Here is a 16,386-nt window from a genome sequence, read left to right on the forward strand (position 1 = left end):
GCGCGCGGGGTTTGGCAAACCGCAACGCAACGTCAGAGACAAATGGCCGATCCGCAGCGGAACCGGTAGCCGCTGGATCAACTCCCGTTTGGCCGTCGCGGAGAGGACGGGCCGCGGCCCTGAGACGCGCAGGCGCTTCGGAGAACGATCACCCCTTTAGGATTTCTTCCAGGCGCTTGCGCTCTTCCTCGCTCAGGCCCGCTTCCGTCGTGGCGGGCGCGCTGGCCCGTCCGCGAATGTAGAGCACGCCCATGCCCAAAGCGGCGAAGAACAGGATGGGTCCGGACGCCCAGAGCAACCAGTTCCACCCACCCGTCGTGGGTCGCAGGAGAACGAATTCTCCATAGCGATCCACGATGTAATCAACCACCTCGGTATCGCTGTCGCCTTCCACGAGGCGTTCCCGCACAAGCAGGCGCAGATCACGCGCAAGGGCGGCATCGGACTCGTCAATGCTCTCGTTCTGGCACACCAGACACCGCAGCCCTTCGGAGATGTCGCGGGCACGCTCTTCGAGCACGGGATCCTCCAGCACCTCGTCCGGTTGAACCGCAAAGGCGGGCGCAAAGGGCGCCACGCCGATTGCGAGGGCGACGACAAGCGCGCAACGCATCCGTTTGAACACCGCCATCATTCCGCCGGCACCCCGGCCCGCGCGGCGTCAGCCTTGCGCGCACCTGCGGCTACGCGGAAGCGCCGATCCGTGAGGCTCAGCAGTCCGCCAAGCGCCATGAGGATACAGCCGGCCCAGAGCCAGTTGGCAAGCGGCTTGATGTAGGTCCGGACAACCCAGCCGCCATCCTGCTGCGGGTCGCCGATCACGACATAGACGTCGCGCATGAAGCGATAATCGATCGCCGCTTCCGTCGTCGGCATCTGCGCCACGGGGTAGTTGCGCTTCTCGGGGAAGAGATGCGCGACCTCCTCGCCGTTCTTGCGCACGCTGATCTCACCCATGGTCGAGATGTAGTTTGGCCCCTCGACACGCTCGACACCCTGGAGTTCCAGTTCGAACGCGCCGACCGTATAGGGCTCGCCAATCTGCGCCACGCGGATGTCTTCCTCCGTCCAGGCCATGAGGCCGGCCACGCCGAGCATGGTGATCCCAAGGCCCGTATGCGCCACCGCCTTGCCCCAGTCCGCGCGCGGCAGACGCAACAAGCGGCTGAGGTCCCGCGACTGGCCGGTGCGGTTGAGAAGGTCAATGACAGCGCCCGAGATGATCCACACGGCAAAGAACACGCCCGCCGGTCCAAGCAGGCTGCGGCCGGTCTGCATCGCCCAGAAAAGCCCCATCAGCGAAACGGCGAGGATGAACGCCGGTGCCAGCTGGCGCAGGGTGCGGCCCACCTTCGCGCGTTTCCAGCTCAGCATCGAGCCCACCGGAAGGATCAGCCCCAGGATCACCATGAACGGGGTGAATGCCATATTGAAGAACGGCGGCCCGACAGAGAGCACGCGGTCAAAGAACATCTCCGCAAACATCGGCCACATCGTGCCGACGAACACCACGAAAGACGACACGGCGAGGAGGATGTTATTTGCAACCAGCGCGGATTCCCGACTGACCACGCCGAACACGCCTTTCGCTTCCATGATATTGGCCCTCAGTGCGAAGAGCATCAGCGCGCCACCCGTGAAGAACACGAGGATCATCAGGATGAACATCCCGCGCTCCGGGTCGTTCGCAAAGGCATGCACCGATGTGAGCAGGCCGGACCGCACGATAAACGTGCCGATCAGGCTGAACCCGAACGCCAGAATCGCCAGCAGGATGGTCCAGCTTTTCAGCGCCTCGCGCTTTTCCACGACAATTGCGGAATGCAGAAGCGCCGCCGCAAACAGCCATGGCATGAAAGACGCGTTTTCCACCGGATCCCAGAACCAGAAACCGCCCCAGCCAAGCTCGTAATAGGCCCACCATGAGCCCAGAGCAATCCCGATGGTCAGGAACACCCAAGCTGCAAGCGTCCACGGGCGCACCCAACGGCCCCAGGCGGCATCGACGCGCCCCTCGATCAGAGCGGCCACCGCGAAAGAGAAGCAGATCGAGAGACCGACATAGCCGAGATAAAGGAAGGGCGGGTGAAACGCGAGGCCGGGGTCCTGAAGAAGCGGGTTCAGATCCTGCCCGTCAAACGGCGCCACTTCGAGGCGCAAGAACGGATTGGAGGTGAACAGGATGAACATGTAGAATGCGACAGAGACCGATGCCTGCACCGCCAGCACGCGCGCGCGCAAGGTCGGCGGCAAGCCTGCGCCAAACCACGCAGCCATCGCGCCAAACAGCGCCAGAATCAGCACCCAAAGCAGCATCGAGCCCTCGTGGTTGCCCCAGACGCCGGAGATCTTGTAGAGCATCGGCTTGGCCGAATGGCTGTTGAGGTAGACCAGCCTGAGCGAGAAGTCCGAAACGACAAAGGCATAGGTCAGGGCCGCAAAAGATGCGCCAACCAGCAGGAATTGCGCGGTGGCGGCCGGCTCTGCCAAGGCCATCCATCCAGACCAGCGTTTATGGGCGCCGACCAATGGGACCACCGTCTGAACGATGGCGACAAGGAAGGCGAGGATGAGGGCGAAATGTCCGAGCTCTGTAATCATGAGGCGGAGTATAGAGCCGGGTCTGGACAGGGCCAATGACATTTGGCCCCGTCCGGTGTTCACATTGTCGCGGCCCCGCTCCACACGAGATCCGGGATCACGTCAGGGGGCCGGCGCTCAGCCCGCATCCCGCCACGCCTGAAGCGCGGGGTTGGACGACGCCACGACCGGCACAGGCTCCGGTCTGCGGTCCGCCGGCGCCGGGCCCACTTCTTCCCGCGGCGCAGCCGCGTCGAGCGCCTCGACTTCCCGCACCGTGCTCACCACCTGCGGCACCGCCGCCATGGTCGCGGCTATCTCGCGTTGGAAATCCTGCCCCTTGGCCTGATGACGGGCACCGAAGTAGAAGCTGACAATCGCCGCAAGCAACCACCACAGAGGTTCGGGGACCAGCGCGATCCCGGCCATGCGCGCGGCAAACCAGATCGGATCGACCATCGCCGCCACAAAAAGCCCAAGCGTTCCCAGCGCCATGGCAGGGCGCGGGATCCGGTTGAGCGCATCCATCACCCGATCAAAGGCAGAGCGTTCCTGAAGCCTGAATTCCGCGCCGAATTGCTTGAGCGCCGCGCCTTGGAGCGTAGCGCTTCGACCGGCTTCGGCCTCGGCATTGACGCGGAAGACTTCCGCGGTTTCGGCAACTATGTTGCGGCCACCGCCGAACACGAGCCCCAGCAGTTTTTCGATCATCCCCATGGTGCCACCCGTGCCGCAAATTCGGCCTGCGTCATGTGATACCGGTCCGAGATGAACTCTTCGGCGCGCTTGATCCACCCGCCCTTGCCGCCACGCCGGGTACGGGCATATTTGCGAGACGCCGGGCGTTGGTCGGCGATCCGGAAATAGTAATTGCGCCGCTCGATTCCGCAAGCGTCAACCATATGGGACGGTGCACGCGCCATCGCCCGGGCCGTCGCCGCGAGTGTTTGTGGCCCGATCACCCCGTCTACTGCCACATCCTCTCCCATCTGCCGTAGCAACCGCTGCAGGATCTTCACGGCGTTTGCCCCGGCGTTGACATACATGTCGAATACCGTGGCATGGAGCGGTTCGGGCAACTCCGCGATGCGGGGCTTCTGGAAATAGTGCCGCAGAAAGATCTCGACGGCCTGATCGCGGCTCAAGAACCGCACATCGCGTGCATCGACATCTCCGTCACCGTCGAGGTCCAGTCCGAGGCGGCGCATGGTGTGAATCGTCACACCAAAATTCGTTGCACCACCGGGATCATCCGGATCATTGACATAGCCGCCCTCACGAACGACGATTTCTTCGGCCAATTGCCGAACGCGCGCTGTCTGCATCTGATGGGCCTCCTGCTCGATGCGCCTCAAACGAGCGCGGAGGTTCGGCAATTTCCGTTAATGAAAATATCCAGAGGCGCACGCCCCCCCATGACCCCTGCAACAGCTTCCCTGACGGTCGCCGAGATCATCGACCGGCTCGATCTCTCCCCGCACCCGGAGGGCGGGCATTATCGCCAGACCTGGATCGCGCCGGCCGAAGCGGGCGCCCGCCCGGTCGGCACGGCGATCTTTTTCCTGCTGGCCGAGGGTGAGCAAAGCCGCTGGCACCGGGTCGATGCCACGGAAATCTGGCACTACCACGCTGGCGCACCGCTGATCCTGTCGATGTCCGAAACCCTCTCGGGACCAGCCATGGACAGAGTTCTCGGTCCAGATCTCGCAGCGGGTGCCTTGCCGCAGTGGATCGTTCCCGAAGGACATTGGCAAGCCGCCCGCAGCACCGGTGCCTGGACCCTCGTAGGGTGCACCGTGTCGCCCGGGTTTCGCTTTGAAGGTTTCGAGCTTGCAGAGCCCGGGTTCGATATCCCACGGGATGCTTGATAATGCCTACCGGCTTGGCTAGCTGCACCGACATGCCCGTGCCTTATCACCTTCCCCTCGACGCGGACCACCAGCGCCGGTTCGGCATTCAGGAGCCGCAACCCTTCGCGCTGGCCGACAAGGTCCGTTTCAGCGAGCTCGACATGCTCGGCCATGTGAACAACGTGGAGTATCTGCGATGGTTTGAAACCGCGCGGGTCAAGAGTTTCATTGCGATGGGATTGACCGCTTACGGCGCGCCCGAACGCGAGCCGCGGATTGTCATCCGGCACGCGGAAACCGACTGGCTCGCCGAGATGCATCAAGATGAGCCCTATATCGTCACCGCGCGCGTGGCGAGCTTCCGCGCGTCGAGCTTTGTCGAATGGCAAGAGGTGTGGGTCCGGCGCGAAACCGCCACGATCAAGGCCGCGACCATGAACGCGGTGTTGGTGACGCTGGCCCCGGATGGAAGCGGACGCTTCCCCCTGCCGTCCGCGGTGCGCGCCGTCATGCAAGACGTGCACGGCGCGCAGGATGCGCGCTGACCCGCGACAAAGACTCAGTCGGATCGGGGCGATGATCGCTTCCCCCCAGACCCAAAACCGACTTCCTTGGCGCGGACACTTGCCACCGGCTTGACGCATGCCTCGTCACATTGTGGCGCCGCGCAGGCCCGGCGCATAATCATGACACCCGGTTCGGTTTCGACTGCGACCTCACAGCCGCCCGGCCCGGCGCGCGATCTTCATGGCTTGCAAGGCACGCCGGGTGCGTTTGCGTGCATCCCGCGCGGCATGCCGCTCTGCCTTGCTGTTCCGGTCCAACGGCATCGGAGGATCATCCTGCGGAAGCCTGCGCTCGACGCCTTGATCGCGGCTCTTGGCCACGAGACGGTTCACGATGCGCCGGGCCACCATGGTCATCAGACGGTTCGCGTTCATTGGCCTCTCCCTGTTCGGTCAGGCCACGGGATACTGCGACGGGGTTAAGGCAAGGTTAGTCGCCGATCCTGCGCTGTCGGATCAATCCTCGAACAATTCGCTCTGCCCTTCGGGCGTTGCTTCCTCGGCATCCGCATCGCCCTCGCCGACCTGAGGCGCACCATCCGGACGGATCCGGCTTTCGAGCAACCCCGCCGCGCGCAGTTCCGCAAGCCCCGGAAGGTCGCGTGCGGATTCCAGCCCGAAATGATCGAGGAACTCTTCGGTCACGACAAAAGTCACCGGCCGGCCGGGAGTCATCCGGCGACGCCCGAAACGGATCCACTCCATCTCGATCAGTTGATCAATCGTGCCGCGCGACACGGAAACGCCCCGGATTTCTTCAATCTCGGCACGCGTCACCGGTTGGTGATAGGCGATGATCGCCAGCGTCTCGACCGCCGCGCGGGACAATTTGCGCGTCTCGACCACATCGCGGCTCATCAAAAAGCCAAGATCGGGCGCCGTTCGGATCGCGTAGGCATCGCCGACCTTGACGACCCGCACGCCGCGGCCCTCATACCGCTTGCGCAGATGCGCCACCGCTTCGGCCGCATCACAGCCATGCGGCATGCGCGCAGCCATATCGCGTATGCTCAAAGGCTCGGCGGAGGCAAAGAGCATGGCCTCGACCATGCGCTCCTGTTCCGCCATCACGGGCGCGTCGAACAGGCTGTCCTCGATGCCCAAGGCGTCGGCATCCGCCGCGCGCTGCGCGTCAGGGTCCTCAGGGGTGTCGGCGTCACTCTGCTCCATCACTCTCGCTTTTCAAACCCGGTCATCTCAATCCTCGCGCCCGTCCCGTCGACGCAGCAGTATAGGCGCGAATACCTCAGACTGTTTCAACTCGGCCTTGCCCTCTTTGACCAGTTCGAGCGAGGCGGCGAAGGTCGCAGCCGTTGCAGAACGCCATTTGACGGGATCGTCAGACCACCCCTGCGGCAGGTAGGATTGAATATCCGTCCACTGACCGGCAAAGCCAATCATGCTGCGCATGCGGTCCAACGCTTCTTCCATGGTCCACACCTTGTCACGGTCCATGACAAAGGGGCGAAACTCGTCCTTTGTCCGAATGCGCGCATAGCCTTGCATCAGATCGAGCAGTGTCGCTGTCCACCGAACCTTTCGCGTGCGCTCAACCTGTTCCGGCAACCCGCGCGCAAAAAAATCGCGCCCCAGCCGGTCGCGCGCCATGAGTTGCGCCGAAACCGCGCGCATCGCTTCGAGCCGCTCGAGCTGAAAGGCCAAATGTGCAGCAAGGTCTTCTCCCGACGGCCCCTCCTCGGCCGGATCCGGCGGCAGCAACAAACGCGATTTCAGAAAGGCCAGCCAAGCCGCCATCACCAGATAATCGGCGGCAAGCTCGATTCTGAGGCTGCGCGCCTTCTCGACAAACACAAGGTATTGCTCGGCCAGTTGCAGGATGGAGATCCTGCGAAGATCGACCTTCTGGGTGCGTGCCATGCCAAGCAATAGGTCCAGCGGGCCTTCATACCCGTCCACATCGACGACAAGCGCCTCCTCCGCACGCCGCTGCGCGACGCTTTGAGCGTCCGTCGCAGCCGCCTGCGCGGAGCCTGGTTCGGGATGTGTCGGGTCGGTCATGTCAGGCGCTGTCCGAAGATCAAAGCGCCTCAAACTCCGCACGCATGGCCGCAATGTCAACCGTCTCGGGGCAAATGCGCTGCCCGTAGGCGGACATGACCCGCGCATGATCGCCTGCGTCAAGCCGACCGATCCGGTCCATCAGGCTCTGCATCTCGCACATGTCGCCGTTGCAATGCAGCACGAGATCACAGCCCGCGGCGCGCGCCGCCGCTCCGCGGTCGGCCACCGTGCCGCTTAGAGCCTCCATCGAGATATCGTCGGTCATCAGCACGCCGCCGAACCCGATCCGGTCGCGGATCACGGAGATCATGGTGCCCGAAACGGTGGCGGGCTCTTCTCCGTCGAATGCTTCGAACACGAGATGGGCGGACATGCCCAGCGGCACATCCGAAAGCGCCTTGAACGGCGCAAAATCAATCGCGTCCAGAACCTCGGCGCTGGCTGCGCTGCGTGGCAAATGAAGATGGCTGTCGGCGGTCCCGAGACCGTGACCCGGCATGTGCTTGATCACCGGAAGAACACCCTGTTCCAACTGCGCGTCGACAATCACGCGACCGAGCCGGGACACCACCTCGGGATCGTCGGACAGCAGCCTGTTGCGCAGGAAAGGATGCGTTTCATCTCGCGCCACATCAAGCGCCGGAGAGCAGTTTCCATCGATCCCAAGGCGATGCAGCTCCGCCGCGATGATCCCGTAACGCAGTGCCATGCCGCGGGCCGCCTTGCTCCCGAGCCGCGCAACATCGTCCAATGGGGGCAGGAAGTCGGTGACAAGCGGCGCCCACATGCGCTGCACCCGCCCGCCTTCCTGATCAATGAAGATCGGTGCGCCCCAGCCCACCGCATCGCGCAGGTCGGCGCACAGCGCCCGGATCTGCTCTGCCGTGTCCAGATTGCGCTGAAAGAGGATAAAGCCCGCGGGCCAGCATTGGGCAAAGAACCGCTTCTCCGCCGGTGTCAGCCGAAGGCCGGCACAACCAAGAATGGCAGCACCGAAAGACCGTGTCACCGCGTCACCACAGGGATGCAATCGACATTTGCCGCAACGAACTCGGCACAAAAGCGCCGCGCATCGCTGAGATCTGCAAAGCCTTCGGCCCGGAGCCGGTAAAACACCCGGCCGCCGGAACTTGCCCGCTGGATCACGCGGCTCTTGCCTTCGAGGAACGCGGAAAACCGTGTTTCAAGCCTGCGCCATTCCGCCCGTGCGGCGTCAGCATCCTTGAACGTGCCGATCTGAACCAGCCTCGTGCCTTCCGGCAAGCTCGCTGGATCGATCTCGCGCGTGCCGCCCTGCTGCGCAGCGGCAACCGCCGCGGCGATCTCGGGGGTTACCGCGGTCAGCGACGCGGTGCGCAATCCGGAGGGTCGGAGCTGCGGACGCAAAGAGCGTGACAGGCCAAGCGCCATCTCGGGCGGCACGATCTCGGTATCAGCCAAGGCGGTCACCGGTGGCGGTGTCTCACCCGGCGCCAGCTCTGAAAGTGGCGTGGCACCGGCGGCCATGCGCTCGACGAAAGCGGTGAGCGCGGCATCGTCCGTCAGATCGGGGATCACGTCGTCATCCAACGCGGCAGCGCTTTCCGCATCTTCGATCTCCGCCGTGACGCGCAGCGATGCTTCGATCGGTGATTGCCGGGAGGCTTCCGCCTGCACCAGAGGCGCGAGCACGCCCAGAGCCACGTCCTCTTCCGACAGCCCTGCCGGTCGCGGCGCAAGCACCAGCCGATCCGCGGGGGCGGCGGCAACGCCTTCCCCTGCAACCGCGTTGACCGCCAGCCCCTGATGATCCGCCAGCTGCCCGCCGGGATTTTCGGGTGCAACGCGCATGGGCCCTTCCAGCGCCATGACCACCGGCACGCCCGACACATCGCGTGAAACAAGCTTGTAGCCCCAGACGCCGACACCGGCGATGAGCGCCAGCGATACCGCGGCACCGGCCCAGTTTGTCACATTTGCGACCGAAGGCCTGGCGCGCATTTCGGCACCGGCCCCGCGCCCGGGCATCGCATGCGATGCCCTGCCATAGGAATGATCCGTCATCTCTGCCTCGTCTTCCCTGCCGGTCGTTGCCAGCAGGTCGGTTGCTCGAACGTTTGGGCGCACCTTCGTGCACCGCTGCCTGTGTCGACGCAGGACGAACCATCCGCTCCATGCCTCCCGTCTTGTGTGCGCGGGAGTCCTTGCCGGAGCGGACGGTGAAGAGAGGATGGGGCGTCTGGCGCGCCGCCTAGCGCATCTCCTCGACCGGCGTCACCCCTAGGATACCAAGACCGGCGGAAATAACAATGGCCGTGGCGCGCGCCAGCGCCAGTTTTGCCTGGGTGGTGGCCGCATCGTCTTGCACGAAGCGCAAGCCCGGCTCATCGTTTCCCCTGTTCCACAGACCATGAAGCGCCGCCGCGAGCTCCGAAAGATATGTCGCGATCCGGTGCGGCTCGTTGGTGCGCGCGGCAATTTCCACACAGCGCGGCCATTCGGCAAGCTTGCCCGCCAAGGCCTGTTCCGCCTCATGGGTCAGACCGGACAGGTCCGCTCCCGCCAGAGACGCATCGTCGGTCGCCACACCCGCATCCGCCGCCTTGCGCAGAACCGAGCATACCCGCGCATGCGCATATTGCACGTAGAACACCGGGTTCTCGCGGCTTTGCTCCACCACCTTGTCGAAATCGAAATCAAGCGCGGCGTCGTTGCGACGCGTCAGCATGGTAAAACGCGCCGCGTCTGGTCCGACCATATCGACCACGTCCCGCAAGGTCACGAAGGTGCCCGCGCGCTTCGACATCTTGAAAGGCTCACCGTTCTTGTAGAGCTTCACAAGTTGCAGCAGCTTGATATCAAGCGGGACCTTGCCATCCGACAGCGCCGAAACCGCCGCCTTCATGCGTTTGACATAGCCGCCATGATCCGCGCCGAAAATATCGATCAGCAGGTCGTAACCGCGGGTGATCTTGTCGTAATGATACGCGATGTCCGGCGCGAAATAGGTCCACGACCCGTCTGACTTCATGATCGGCCGGTCAACGTCATCGCCATGGGCCGTGGAACGGAACAAGGTCTGCTCCCGCGGCTCCCAGTCTTCGGGCTTCTTCCCTTTCGGCGGCTCCAGAGTGCCGCGATAGATCAGGTCCTTGCCACGCAGGTCCTCGATCGCCGCCTCGATCTGGCCCGTGCCATAGAGTGACTTCTCGGAGTAGAAGCGGTCCATCACGACGCCCAGCGCCTTGAGGTCTTCCCGGATCAGATCCATCATTGCCTCAGTGGCGAAATCGCGGATCTCTTCCAGCCAGAATTGCTCCCCCTTGTCGAGAAACGCATCGCCCACCTTGTCCTTCAGCGCATGGCCAACCGGCACGAGGTAGTCGCCGGGATAGGTGCCTTCGACAAACTCCACGTCCCGCCCGAATGCCTCGCAATAACGCAGGTATACGGACCGCGCGAGCACATCGACCTGCGCGCCGCCATCGTTGATGTAGTACTCGCGCGTCACCTCGTGGCCGGCATAATCCAGCAGGGCCGCGATGGCATCGCCGACAATCGCGCCACGCATATGGCCCACATGCATCGGACCGGTCGGGTTGGCGGAGACGAATTCCACATTCACCTTGCGCCCCTGCCCCATGGTCGAGCGCCCGTATGCGCGGCCAGCCTTGAGGATCATCGTGGGAAGCGCCTGCCATACGCCGGCATCAAGCCGCAGGTTGATAAAGCCCGGCCCGGCCACATCCACGCTGGCAATGCGCGGATCATCGGTCAGCTTCGCCGCGAGCGCGGAGGCGATGTCGCGCGGCTTTTGCTTGGCCGGTTTGGCCAGAACCATCGCCGCGTTGGTCGCCATATCGCCATGCGCCGGATCGCGCGGCGGCTCGACGGCAACATTTTCAAGCGCAAGACCGGCTGGCAGCGTCCCCTCGTCCTGCAAGGTTTCGATGGCGTTCAAAACGCTGGTCCGAATTTGCTCGAACAGGTTCATTTCGGTGGGCGTCGGATCAGATGACATTGAAAGACCGCTTTCGCATGGCAGAAAACACAAGCGCTTCCTCTATCACGCCAATCGGCCCAGTCAAACGCATCCCGCCGCGGACCGGTGCCCGCGCCCAGACCCGCGCGCAAGCGTGACCGGGCAGAGACCGCCGCCGGCGCGCCCGGTGGCGGGCCTTGGAGTTTTCCCGAACCGCGCCTCAGCGCTGTGGCGGCCCAGTCGGTCAGCTCCGGTCGCGCATCTGGGCGCCGCGCTGGCGCCACGTGACCGCGTCAGTAGCCCTTTTCGAGCACATCCACCCCGGTCAGCCGGGCATGTTCCTGAAGGGCGAACCGGTCGGTCATCCCGGCGATGTAATCGGCCACGAGCCGTGCAAGCGCGGCCTCGGGGGTGTCCGACATGCGGGCAGCGTGGATCTCGTCATGCCAGCGTGCCGGCAGCAAATCCGGATCCTCCATGTAGAGCGGAAACAGGGCCATCAACGCCTGTGTCACACGTGCCCTTTGCGCCATGACACGCGGCGCGCGATACATGTTCTCGAACAGAAAGCTGCGGATCTTGTTCAAGGCCTCCACCATGTCGGGCGAGAACGCCACAACCGGCGCGCCCGCATGGCGCACCGCCTCCACGCTGGCCAGTTCCGGGGCCGCAAGACGCGCGGCGGAGGTGTCGATCACATCGCTGACCATGTAGCCAAAAACCCGCCGCAACGCTTCGTGCCGCCGCCGGTAGGCATCGAGTGACGGATGGATCCGGTCAACCTCTGCATAGGCTTCGCGCACCAATGGAAGATCGGCAATCGCCTCTTCGTTGAAAAGTCCTGCGCGCAACCCGTCATGCAGGTCGTGATTGTTGTAGGCCACGTCATCCGAAAGCGCCGCCACCTGCGCTTCCGCGCTGGCATGGGTGGTCAATTCCAGATCGTGGCGCGCATTGTATTCGGACAACGCATAGGGCACCGCGCCGGTGACCGGCCCGTTGTGCTTTGCGATGCCTTCCAGCGTGTCCCATGTCAGGTTGAGACCGTCAAACCCTGCATAGTGCCGTTCCAGCTTGGTCACGATCCGGATCGTCTGGGCGTTATGGTCAAACCCGCCATACGGCTGCATCAAAGCATCAAGCGCGTCCTCGCCGGTATGTCCGAACGGCGTATGCCCAAGGTCATGCGCGAGTGCGACGGCCTCTGTCAGGTCCGTGTTCAATCCAAGCGCGTTGGCAATGGTGCGTGCCACCTGCGCCACCTCGATGGAGTGGGTCAGGCGGGTTCGATAGAAATCCCCCTCGTGCTCGACAAACACCTGTGTCTTGTGCTTGAGGCGCCGGAACGCGGACGCATGAATGATCCTGTCGCGGTCGCGCTGAAAACAGGAGCGAAACGCGCTTTCTTCTTCGGAGAAAAGCCGGCCGCGCGTCTTGCGCGGATCGCAGGCCGGCCCTGTGGTCCCTGTCGCCGTCATAACGCCCTTTCGCCGGTGCCATGCCGGTCTCTTGTGAGCTGTCCCGCCCTTGCCTATATTAAACGACGCAAGGCTTGGAAACCGTGTCACGGCTTCCCGGCACAGAATCCGTCACCAGCCTCAACCGCAACCACAGTAGAGCGTTACAGCGATGAACCTGCCCCCCAAAGTCACCGAACGCGCCTTCGACCGTCTTGCCGAGATCGGCGCAGGAGAAGAAGGCAAAGCCCTGCGCGTCGCGGTCGAAGGTGGCGGCTGCTCGGGCTTCCAATACGAGATCAAGCTCGATGAACCGTCCGAGGAGGACATCGTCCTCGAAGGCGCGGGCCAACGCGTCGTCGTTGATCCTGTATCCCTGCCCTTTCTGGCCGGCGCGGTAATCGACTTCTCCGAAGAACTGATCGGAGCCCGGTTCGTGATCGACAATCCGAACGCGACCAGTTCCTGCGGCTGTGGCACATCCTTTTCCATGTGATCGCTCCGGCCTGTCCCGCAGTGTTGGACGCGGGCGCGGAATGCCCGACGCTTCGCGCTTGCGGCCGCGGGTTTCACGGCACCATGGCTCTGCCCGCGGGATCGGGTCTTGGTCCCGGGGCGCAACACTGACGGGTGCCTGTAACCGATAGGCTTCGGTGCCGGGCGCAAGGCCCTAGCGTGCCGCGTGGCGGGGCTGCCGATCCGGGACACGGCTGACTCCATTTGACCTTTTTTCGATGACCCGCACGGAAACGAGCCCTGTTCCGCTGTCAGAAATCAACCTGCCGCCCTGCAATGGCCGGAGGTCAGCAGCCAGCGGTCGTCGGTCAAGCTGCGGTCACGGTCTTGTCGCCCTCTGGGCACATCACCCTTACGGAGCCGGCAGACAGGACAAGGCTGCGGATGGTCCCCCGACCCCGCAGCCTTGCTTTCGGATGGCGCGCCGCGGGGTCCCCACCGCCGAGTCACGCCTCCTTCCGAATGTCCTTCGACCTCAAGCCGCCTTTCGGCCCGCGCGCATGGCTTCGTCGAATATCAGCCAGGCGCCGGATGCGATCACAAGCGTGACGCCGAGCACGGTCCCGGCACTGGGCACCTCGCCGAAAGCAAAGAACCCGATCGCCACCATCCAGACAAACTGCAGGTTCATCAGCGGCGTGGCGACAAACGCGGGCAGCAAGCGCAAGGCTTCGGCGACGACGTATCGCGCCCCGAAGAGGAACCCGGCATAAGCCGCGATCCACCCCAGATCCCCCAGCCCCATGGGCATCCACACGAAAGGCAGCGCCGCGCCCATCACCAGCATCAGCGCCGCATTGGGCCAGAATACCTGCGCCAGCGGCACACGCTCCTGCTTGGCAATCACACGGGCCGCGAGCATCGACCCTGTTCCCGTGAGCGCGGCAAGCAATGCCCAGAGATGGCCCGCCTGCAAGGCCCCGACGCCGCCCGGCATCAGGAACAAGGCCCCGCACGCCCCCACGATGAGCGCGCCCCATGCAAGCGGCTGCGGCCGCTCGCCAAGCACCGGGCCTGACAGCACGGCGGCAATCAACGGGATCATCGCGATGAACAGGAACACATCGGCAAAGGGCAGATGGCGGAACGCCATGAAGAAGGCCAGTGACGCCACAACGGTCAGAACCGCCCGTATTGCCATGACACCCCTCGCCCGCACCCGGATCGCCGCGGTCAAATCCCCCGAAGCGCGGGCCGACAAGAGCGTCAACCCCATGACCAGCAATCCCGAGAGCGCAAAGAGTTGTGGCGCCGCGTAGCCACCCGCGATCAGCTTGGTGATCCCGTCGGCCCCGGCAATCATACCAGTGTAGAGCACCACGAGAGCGCCGCCGATGACGGCTCCCGAGGCAAGGCGTGGGCGAATGTTTTCATACAGGCTCATGCGCGACCTGCCCGGGCAAAGCCCTCGAAAAAGGCATCGAACTGGTCCGAGCTCTGCGCCGCCGCAAAGAGGACATCCTGCGCCTGTTCGGACAACAGGCTTGCCATGCGCGATTGCATCACGCCCCAGTCGCCGGAGCGCGCCTCTCCCTGCGCCAGAATGGCCTGGCTGATCTCGCCCAGGGCCGCGGGTCGGGCGCCACGATCAAACCGCGTGCGCGTAGCGCTGAGCGGGGCGCGGAACGGCTCCTGCGCGCAGGTTGCGGCGTGCCAGTTGCACACAAAGAATTCGTGATAGGCGTCACCGAGCCCCACCATTGGTCCGCTTTCAACGGCGAACGCGGCCGTCTCACGCGCGATCCACGCGGTCCAGACCTCCGGCGGTGTCTGGCCTGCATAGCGCAGCGCGATACAGATCTCTGCCAGAAGATCGGCATTCTGATCGAGAAACGCGGTCAGCCCCGCAAAATGCAGCGATTGCAGAGCAGCTTCCGGCAGATCCGGATCGCGACGCCCGTATTCCGAGAGGTAATAGGCGATATGGGTAAGCTCGTAGGCCGCCTTCTTGTTCGGCAGCGCGAAAGTGGCCGTTCGGCTTGCAAAAGCCCGCAGACGGTCATTGAGCCCCGGATCACGGATCGGATCCACGCCTCGTCGCGCCATTAACCGGCGCGCCTCGGCCCGCTGCAGATCGGAGAGCTCTGCCTCCGCAAGCCCCTGTTCGGCGGCAAAGGCGACCATGCGCTCCGCCTCCCGGCCCGGCATGCCGAGCGCTTCGAGATCCAGCGCCATGGACAGCAAGAACCGGTAATACTGCGGAAAGAAGCCGAGCCGCTCGCGCATCTTGGCATAAAAGCTGGCATGCACGGCCAAAGCCTGCGGCTCAAGAGGCAGGCCGGTGCATTCAAGGATGTTCAGGATTTCGGCGTTTTCCTTGAGCCAGAACACATCGTCGCCGGAGCGGCGGTGCTCTGCGAAAAGGGCAACCAGCTCGGAAAGCCGCTCGGGGAGCGGCGCGATCCGGTTGGAAAATTTGAGAGAAATGACATTGCTCATGGGGGGACCTCGCTTGTCATGTGGCGGAGGGCGGCGGCTGGCGCCGCCCTGCCGATGGGACTGTGTGGGTCGGTTCAGGCTTTGACCGGACCGCTCCAGGAGGTGAAGGCTTCGGTAGCGTCGCCCGCGTCGATCTTGTCACCCGCCGGGCCGGACCAGGAGGTGAACGCCTCGACATTGTCGCCCGCGTCGATCTTGTCACCCGCCGGACCGGACCAGGAGGTGAACGCCTCGACATTGTCGCCCGCGTCGATCTTGTCGCCCGCCGGACCGGACCAGGAGGTGAACGCCTCGACATTGTCGCCCGCGTCGATCTTGTCACCCGCGGGACCGGACCAGGACGTGAACGCCTCGACATTGTCGCCAGCGTCGATCTTGTCACCCGCGGGACCGGACCAGGACGTGAACGCCTCGACATTGTCGCCAGCGTCGATCTTGTCGCCCGCAGGACCGGACCAGGACGTGAACGCTTCCACCGCGTCCCCTGCGTCGATGCGATCCCCTGCCGGACCCGACCAAGATGTGTAAGCTTCGACTCCATCTCCTGCGTCGATGCGATCACCCGCCGGACCAGACCAGGATGTGAAAGCCTCGACCCCATGGCCCGTCATCATCTCACCGGCTTCGGGGCCCGACCAGGACGTCATCATCTCGACGCCTTCGCCGACAAGCGCGGAAGCGCCGATCGAGCTGCTGGCGGTCGTGGAAAGAATTTCTTTACGGGCTGTGTGCTTAGCTTGGACAGTCATCGGGGTAACTCCTCGTTTGAAGGTTTGAAAATCTCCCCTCAACGCTGCCCGCAAAACGTGTTTGCAAAAAAGTTAATTCTTGTTAAGGTTGTCTTAACCGAGAATTATCCACAGATTCGCCGGACCTGTCAGGGCCGCGATATCGGCTGTTGGCCGACCTATCCACAGATTTCAATTTCTTGTGGATAACTTTGGGATTTGCAACGCAACACCCAGTTTGCAAAGTCTTGACCTCGCCGAATCGGG

The 16,386-nt window shown here is 63.8% G+C and carries 17 protein-coding genes; 3 read left to right on the forward strand and 14 right to left on the reverse strand.

All coding sequences use genetic code 11. From position 1 onward, the window contains the following. Nucleotides 1-148: 148 nt before the first annotated feature. The 4 genes from J1C49_RS11910 to J1C49_RS11925 all read right to left on the reverse strand — a co-directional run bounded on the left by J1C49_RS11910 (nt 149) and on the right by J1C49_RS11925 (nt 3,905). Nucleotides 149-634 carry a cytochrome c-type biogenesis protein CcmH gene (locus J1C49_RS11910; RefSeq protein ID WP_370639410.1) on the reverse strand — a complete coding sequence of 162 codons (486 nt, stop codon included), beginning with the start codon at nt 632-634 and terminating at the stop codon, nt 149-151. Next, nucleotides 631-2,601 (reverse strand): heme lyase CcmF/NrfE family subunit, encoded by a 1,971-nt coding sequence (locus J1C49_RS11915; RefSeq protein WP_227446117.1) that lies wholly within the window; start codon nt 2,599-2,601, stop codon nt 631-633. The genes J1C49_RS11910 and J1C49_RS11915 overlap by 4 nt, the downstream gene beginning before the upstream one ends. Before the next feature lie 117 nt (nt 2,602-2,718). Then, nucleotides 2,719-3,297 carry a holin family protein gene (locus J1C49_RS11920; protein WP_227446050.1) on the reverse strand — a complete coding sequence of 193 codons (579 nt, stop codon included), beginning with the start codon at nt 3,295-3,297 and terminating at the stop codon, nt 2,719-2,721. Then, nucleotides 3,288-3,905 (reverse strand): holin-associated N-acetylmuramidase, encoded by a 618-nt coding sequence (locus J1C49_RS11925; RefSeq protein WP_227446051.1) that lies wholly within the window; start codon nt 3,903-3,905, stop codon nt 3,288-3,290. The genes J1C49_RS11920 and J1C49_RS11925 overlap by 10 nt, the downstream gene beginning before the upstream one ends. A gap of 90 nt (nt 3,906-3,995) precedes the next feature. Here J1C49_RS11925 and J1C49_RS11930 point away from each other — a divergent pair, with 90 nt between their 5' ends. Further along, nucleotides 3,996-4,448, forward strand: coding sequence for a cupin domain-containing protein (locus J1C49_RS11930; RefSeq protein WP_227446052.1), 453 nt, complete (start codon nt 3,996-3,998; stop codon nt 4,446-4,448). A 2-nt stretch (nt 4,449-4,450) separates the two neighbouring features. Next, nucleotides 4,451-4,975: a thioesterase family protein gene (locus J1C49_RS11935; RefSeq protein WP_227446053.1), complete on the forward strand. Its 525-nt coding sequence runs from the start codon at nt 4,451-4,453 to the stop codon at nt 4,973-4,975. Between the two features lie 171 nt (nt 4,976-5,146). On the opposite strand, the gene J1C49_RS11940 is transcribed toward J1C49_RS11935, so the two are convergent. The 7 genes from J1C49_RS11940 to J1C49_RS11970 all read right to left on the reverse strand — a co-directional run bounded on the left by J1C49_RS11940 (nt 5,147) and on the right by J1C49_RS11970 (nt 12,457). After that, nucleotides 5,147-5,371, reverse strand: coding sequence for a hypothetical protein (locus J1C49_RS11940; RefSeq protein ID WP_227446054.1), 225 nt, complete (start codon nt 5,369-5,371; stop codon nt 5,147-5,149). A gap of 81 nt (nt 5,372-5,452) precedes the next feature. Then, the gene (gene scpB, locus J1C49_RS11945) at nt 5,453-6,064 is read right to left on the reverse strand and encodes an SMC-Scp complex subunit ScpB (protein WP_227446118.1); all 612 of its coding nucleotides are present in this window, start codon (nt 6,062-6,064) and stop codon (nt 5,453-5,455) included. A gap of 129 nt (nt 6,065-6,193) precedes the next feature. Then, nucleotides 6,194-7,015 (reverse strand): ScpA family protein, encoded by an 822-nt coding sequence (locus J1C49_RS11950; RefSeq protein WP_227446055.1) that lies wholly within the window; start codon nt 7,013-7,015, stop codon nt 6,194-6,196. Nucleotides 7,016-7,034: 19 nt separating this feature from the next. Next, entirely contained in the window at nt 7,035-8,027 is a 993-nt protein-coding gene (locus J1C49_RS11955) for a glycoside hydrolase family 3 N-terminal domain-containing protein (protein WP_227446056.1), read from the reverse strand. After that, on the reverse strand, nt 8,024-9,061 hold the full coding sequence (locus J1C49_RS11960) for an SPOR domain-containing protein (protein WP_227446057.1): 1,038 nt from the start codon (nt 9,059-9,061) through the stop codon (nt 8,024-8,026). The genes J1C49_RS11955 and J1C49_RS11960 overlap by 4 nt, the downstream gene beginning before the upstream one ends. Nucleotides 9,062-9,248: 187 nt before the next feature. Next, nucleotides 9,249-10,991 (reverse strand): arginine--tRNA ligase, encoded by a 1,743-nt coding sequence (gene argS / locus J1C49_RS11965; RefSeq protein WP_227446119.1) that lies wholly within the window; start codon nt 10,989-10,991, stop codon nt 9,249-9,251. Between the two features lie 281 nt (nt 10,992-11,272). Next, nucleotides 11,273-12,457 (reverse strand): deoxyguanosinetriphosphate triphosphohydrolase, encoded by a 1,185-nt coding sequence (locus tag J1C49_RS11970; RefSeq protein WP_227446058.1) that lies wholly within the window; start codon nt 12,455-12,457, stop codon nt 11,273-11,275. Between the two features lie 151 nt (nt 12,458-12,608). On the opposite strand from J1C49_RS11970, the gene J1C49_RS11975 reads away from it, so the two are divergent. Further along, nucleotides 12,609-12,932, forward strand: a complete 324-nt coding sequence (locus J1C49_RS11975) for an iron-sulfur cluster assembly accessory protein (protein WP_227446059.1) — start codon at nt 12,609-12,611, stop codon at nt 12,930-12,932. 495 nt (nt 12,933-13,427) lie between these two features. Here J1C49_RS11975 and J1C49_RS11980 read toward each other — a convergent pair whose 3' ends face one another. From J1C49_RS11980 to J1C49_RS11990, 3 genes are all read right to left on the reverse strand, one after another. Beyond that, the gene (locus tag J1C49_RS11980) at nt 13,428-14,336 is read right to left on the reverse strand and encodes a DMT family transporter (protein ID WP_227446060.1); all 909 of its coding nucleotides are present in this window, start codon (nt 14,334-14,336) and stop codon (nt 13,428-13,430) included. Next, entirely contained in the window at nt 14,333-15,391 is a 1,059-nt protein-coding gene (locus J1C49_RS11985; protein ID WP_227446061.1) for a hypothetical protein, read from the reverse strand. The genes J1C49_RS11980 and J1C49_RS11985 overlap by 4 nt, the downstream gene beginning before the upstream one ends. 74 nt (nt 15,392-15,465) lie before the next feature. Further along, entirely contained in the window at nt 15,466-16,140 is a 675-nt protein-coding gene (locus J1C49_RS11990; RefSeq protein WP_227446062.1) for a DUF6749 family protein, read from the reverse strand. Between the last annotated feature and the right edge of the window lie 246 nt (nt 16,141-16,386).

Origin of the sequence: Cognatishimia sp. F0-27, assembly GCF_020667845.1 — a bacterium.
Lineage (GTDB): Bacteria > Pseudomonadota > Alphaproteobacteria > Rhodobacterales > Rhodobacteraceae > JAFMPQ01.

Coding starts and splice junctions, on each gene's coding strand:
- J1C49_RS11925 (WP_227446051.1), bottom strand. CDS start 3,905: ATGCAGACAGCGCGCGTTCGGCAATTGGCCGAAGAAATCGTCGTTCGT.
- J1C49_RS11940 (WP_227446054.1), bottom strand. CDS start 5,371: ATGAACGCGAACCGTCTGATGACCATGGTGGCCCGGCGCATCGTGAAC.
- argS (WP_227446119.1), bottom strand. CDS start 10,991: ATGAACCTGTTCGAGCAAATTCGGACCAGCGTTTTGAACGCCATCGAA.
- J1C49_RS11990 (WP_227446062.1), bottom strand. CDS start 16,140: ATGACTGTCCAAGCTAAGCACACAGCCCGTAAAGAAATTCTTTCCACG.
- J1C49_RS11930 (WP_227446052.1), top strand. CDS start 3,996: ATGACCCCTGCAACAGCTTCCCTGACGGTCGCCGAGATCATCGACCGG.
- J1C49_RS11970 (WP_227446058.1), bottom strand. CDS start 12,457: ATGACGGCGACAGGGACCACAGGGCCGGCCTGCGATCCGCGCAAGACG.
- J1C49_RS11960 (WP_227446057.1), bottom strand. CDS start 9,061: ATGACGGATCATTCCTATGGCAGGGCATCGCATGCGATGCCCGGGCGC.
- J1C49_RS11985 (WP_227446061.1), bottom strand. CDS start 15,391: ATGAGCAATGTCATTTCTCTCAAATTTTCCAACCGGATCGCGCCGCTC.
- J1C49_RS11935 (WP_227446053.1), top strand. CDS start 4,451: ATGCCTACCGGCTTGGCTAGCTGCACCGACATGCCCGTGCCTTATCAC.
- J1C49_RS11920 (WP_227446050.1), bottom strand. CDS start 3,297: ATGGGGATGATCGAAAAACTGCTGGGGCTCGTGTTCGGCGGTGGCCGC.
- J1C49_RS11975 (WP_227446059.1), top strand. CDS start 12,609: ATGAACCTGCCCCCCAAAGTCACCGAACGCGCCTTCGACCGTCTTGCC.
- scpB (WP_227446118.1), bottom strand. CDS start 6,064: ATGGCGGAACAGGAGCGCATGGTCGAGGCCATGCTCTTTGCCTCCGCC.
- J1C49_RS11910 (WP_370639410.1), bottom strand. CDS start 634: ATGATGGCGGTGTTCAAACGGATGCGTTGCGCGCTTGTCGTCGCCCTC.
- J1C49_RS11980 (WP_227446060.1), bottom strand. CDS start 14,336: ATGAGCCTGTATGAAAACATTCGCCCACGCCTTGCCTCGGGAGCCGTC.
- J1C49_RS11950 (WP_227446055.1), bottom strand. CDS start 7,015: ATGACCGACCCGACACATCCCGAACCAGGCTCCGCGCAGGCGGCTGCG.
- J1C49_RS11915 (WP_227446117.1), bottom strand. CDS start 2,601: ATGATTACAGAGCTCGGACATTTCGCCCTCATCCTCGCCTTCCTTGTC.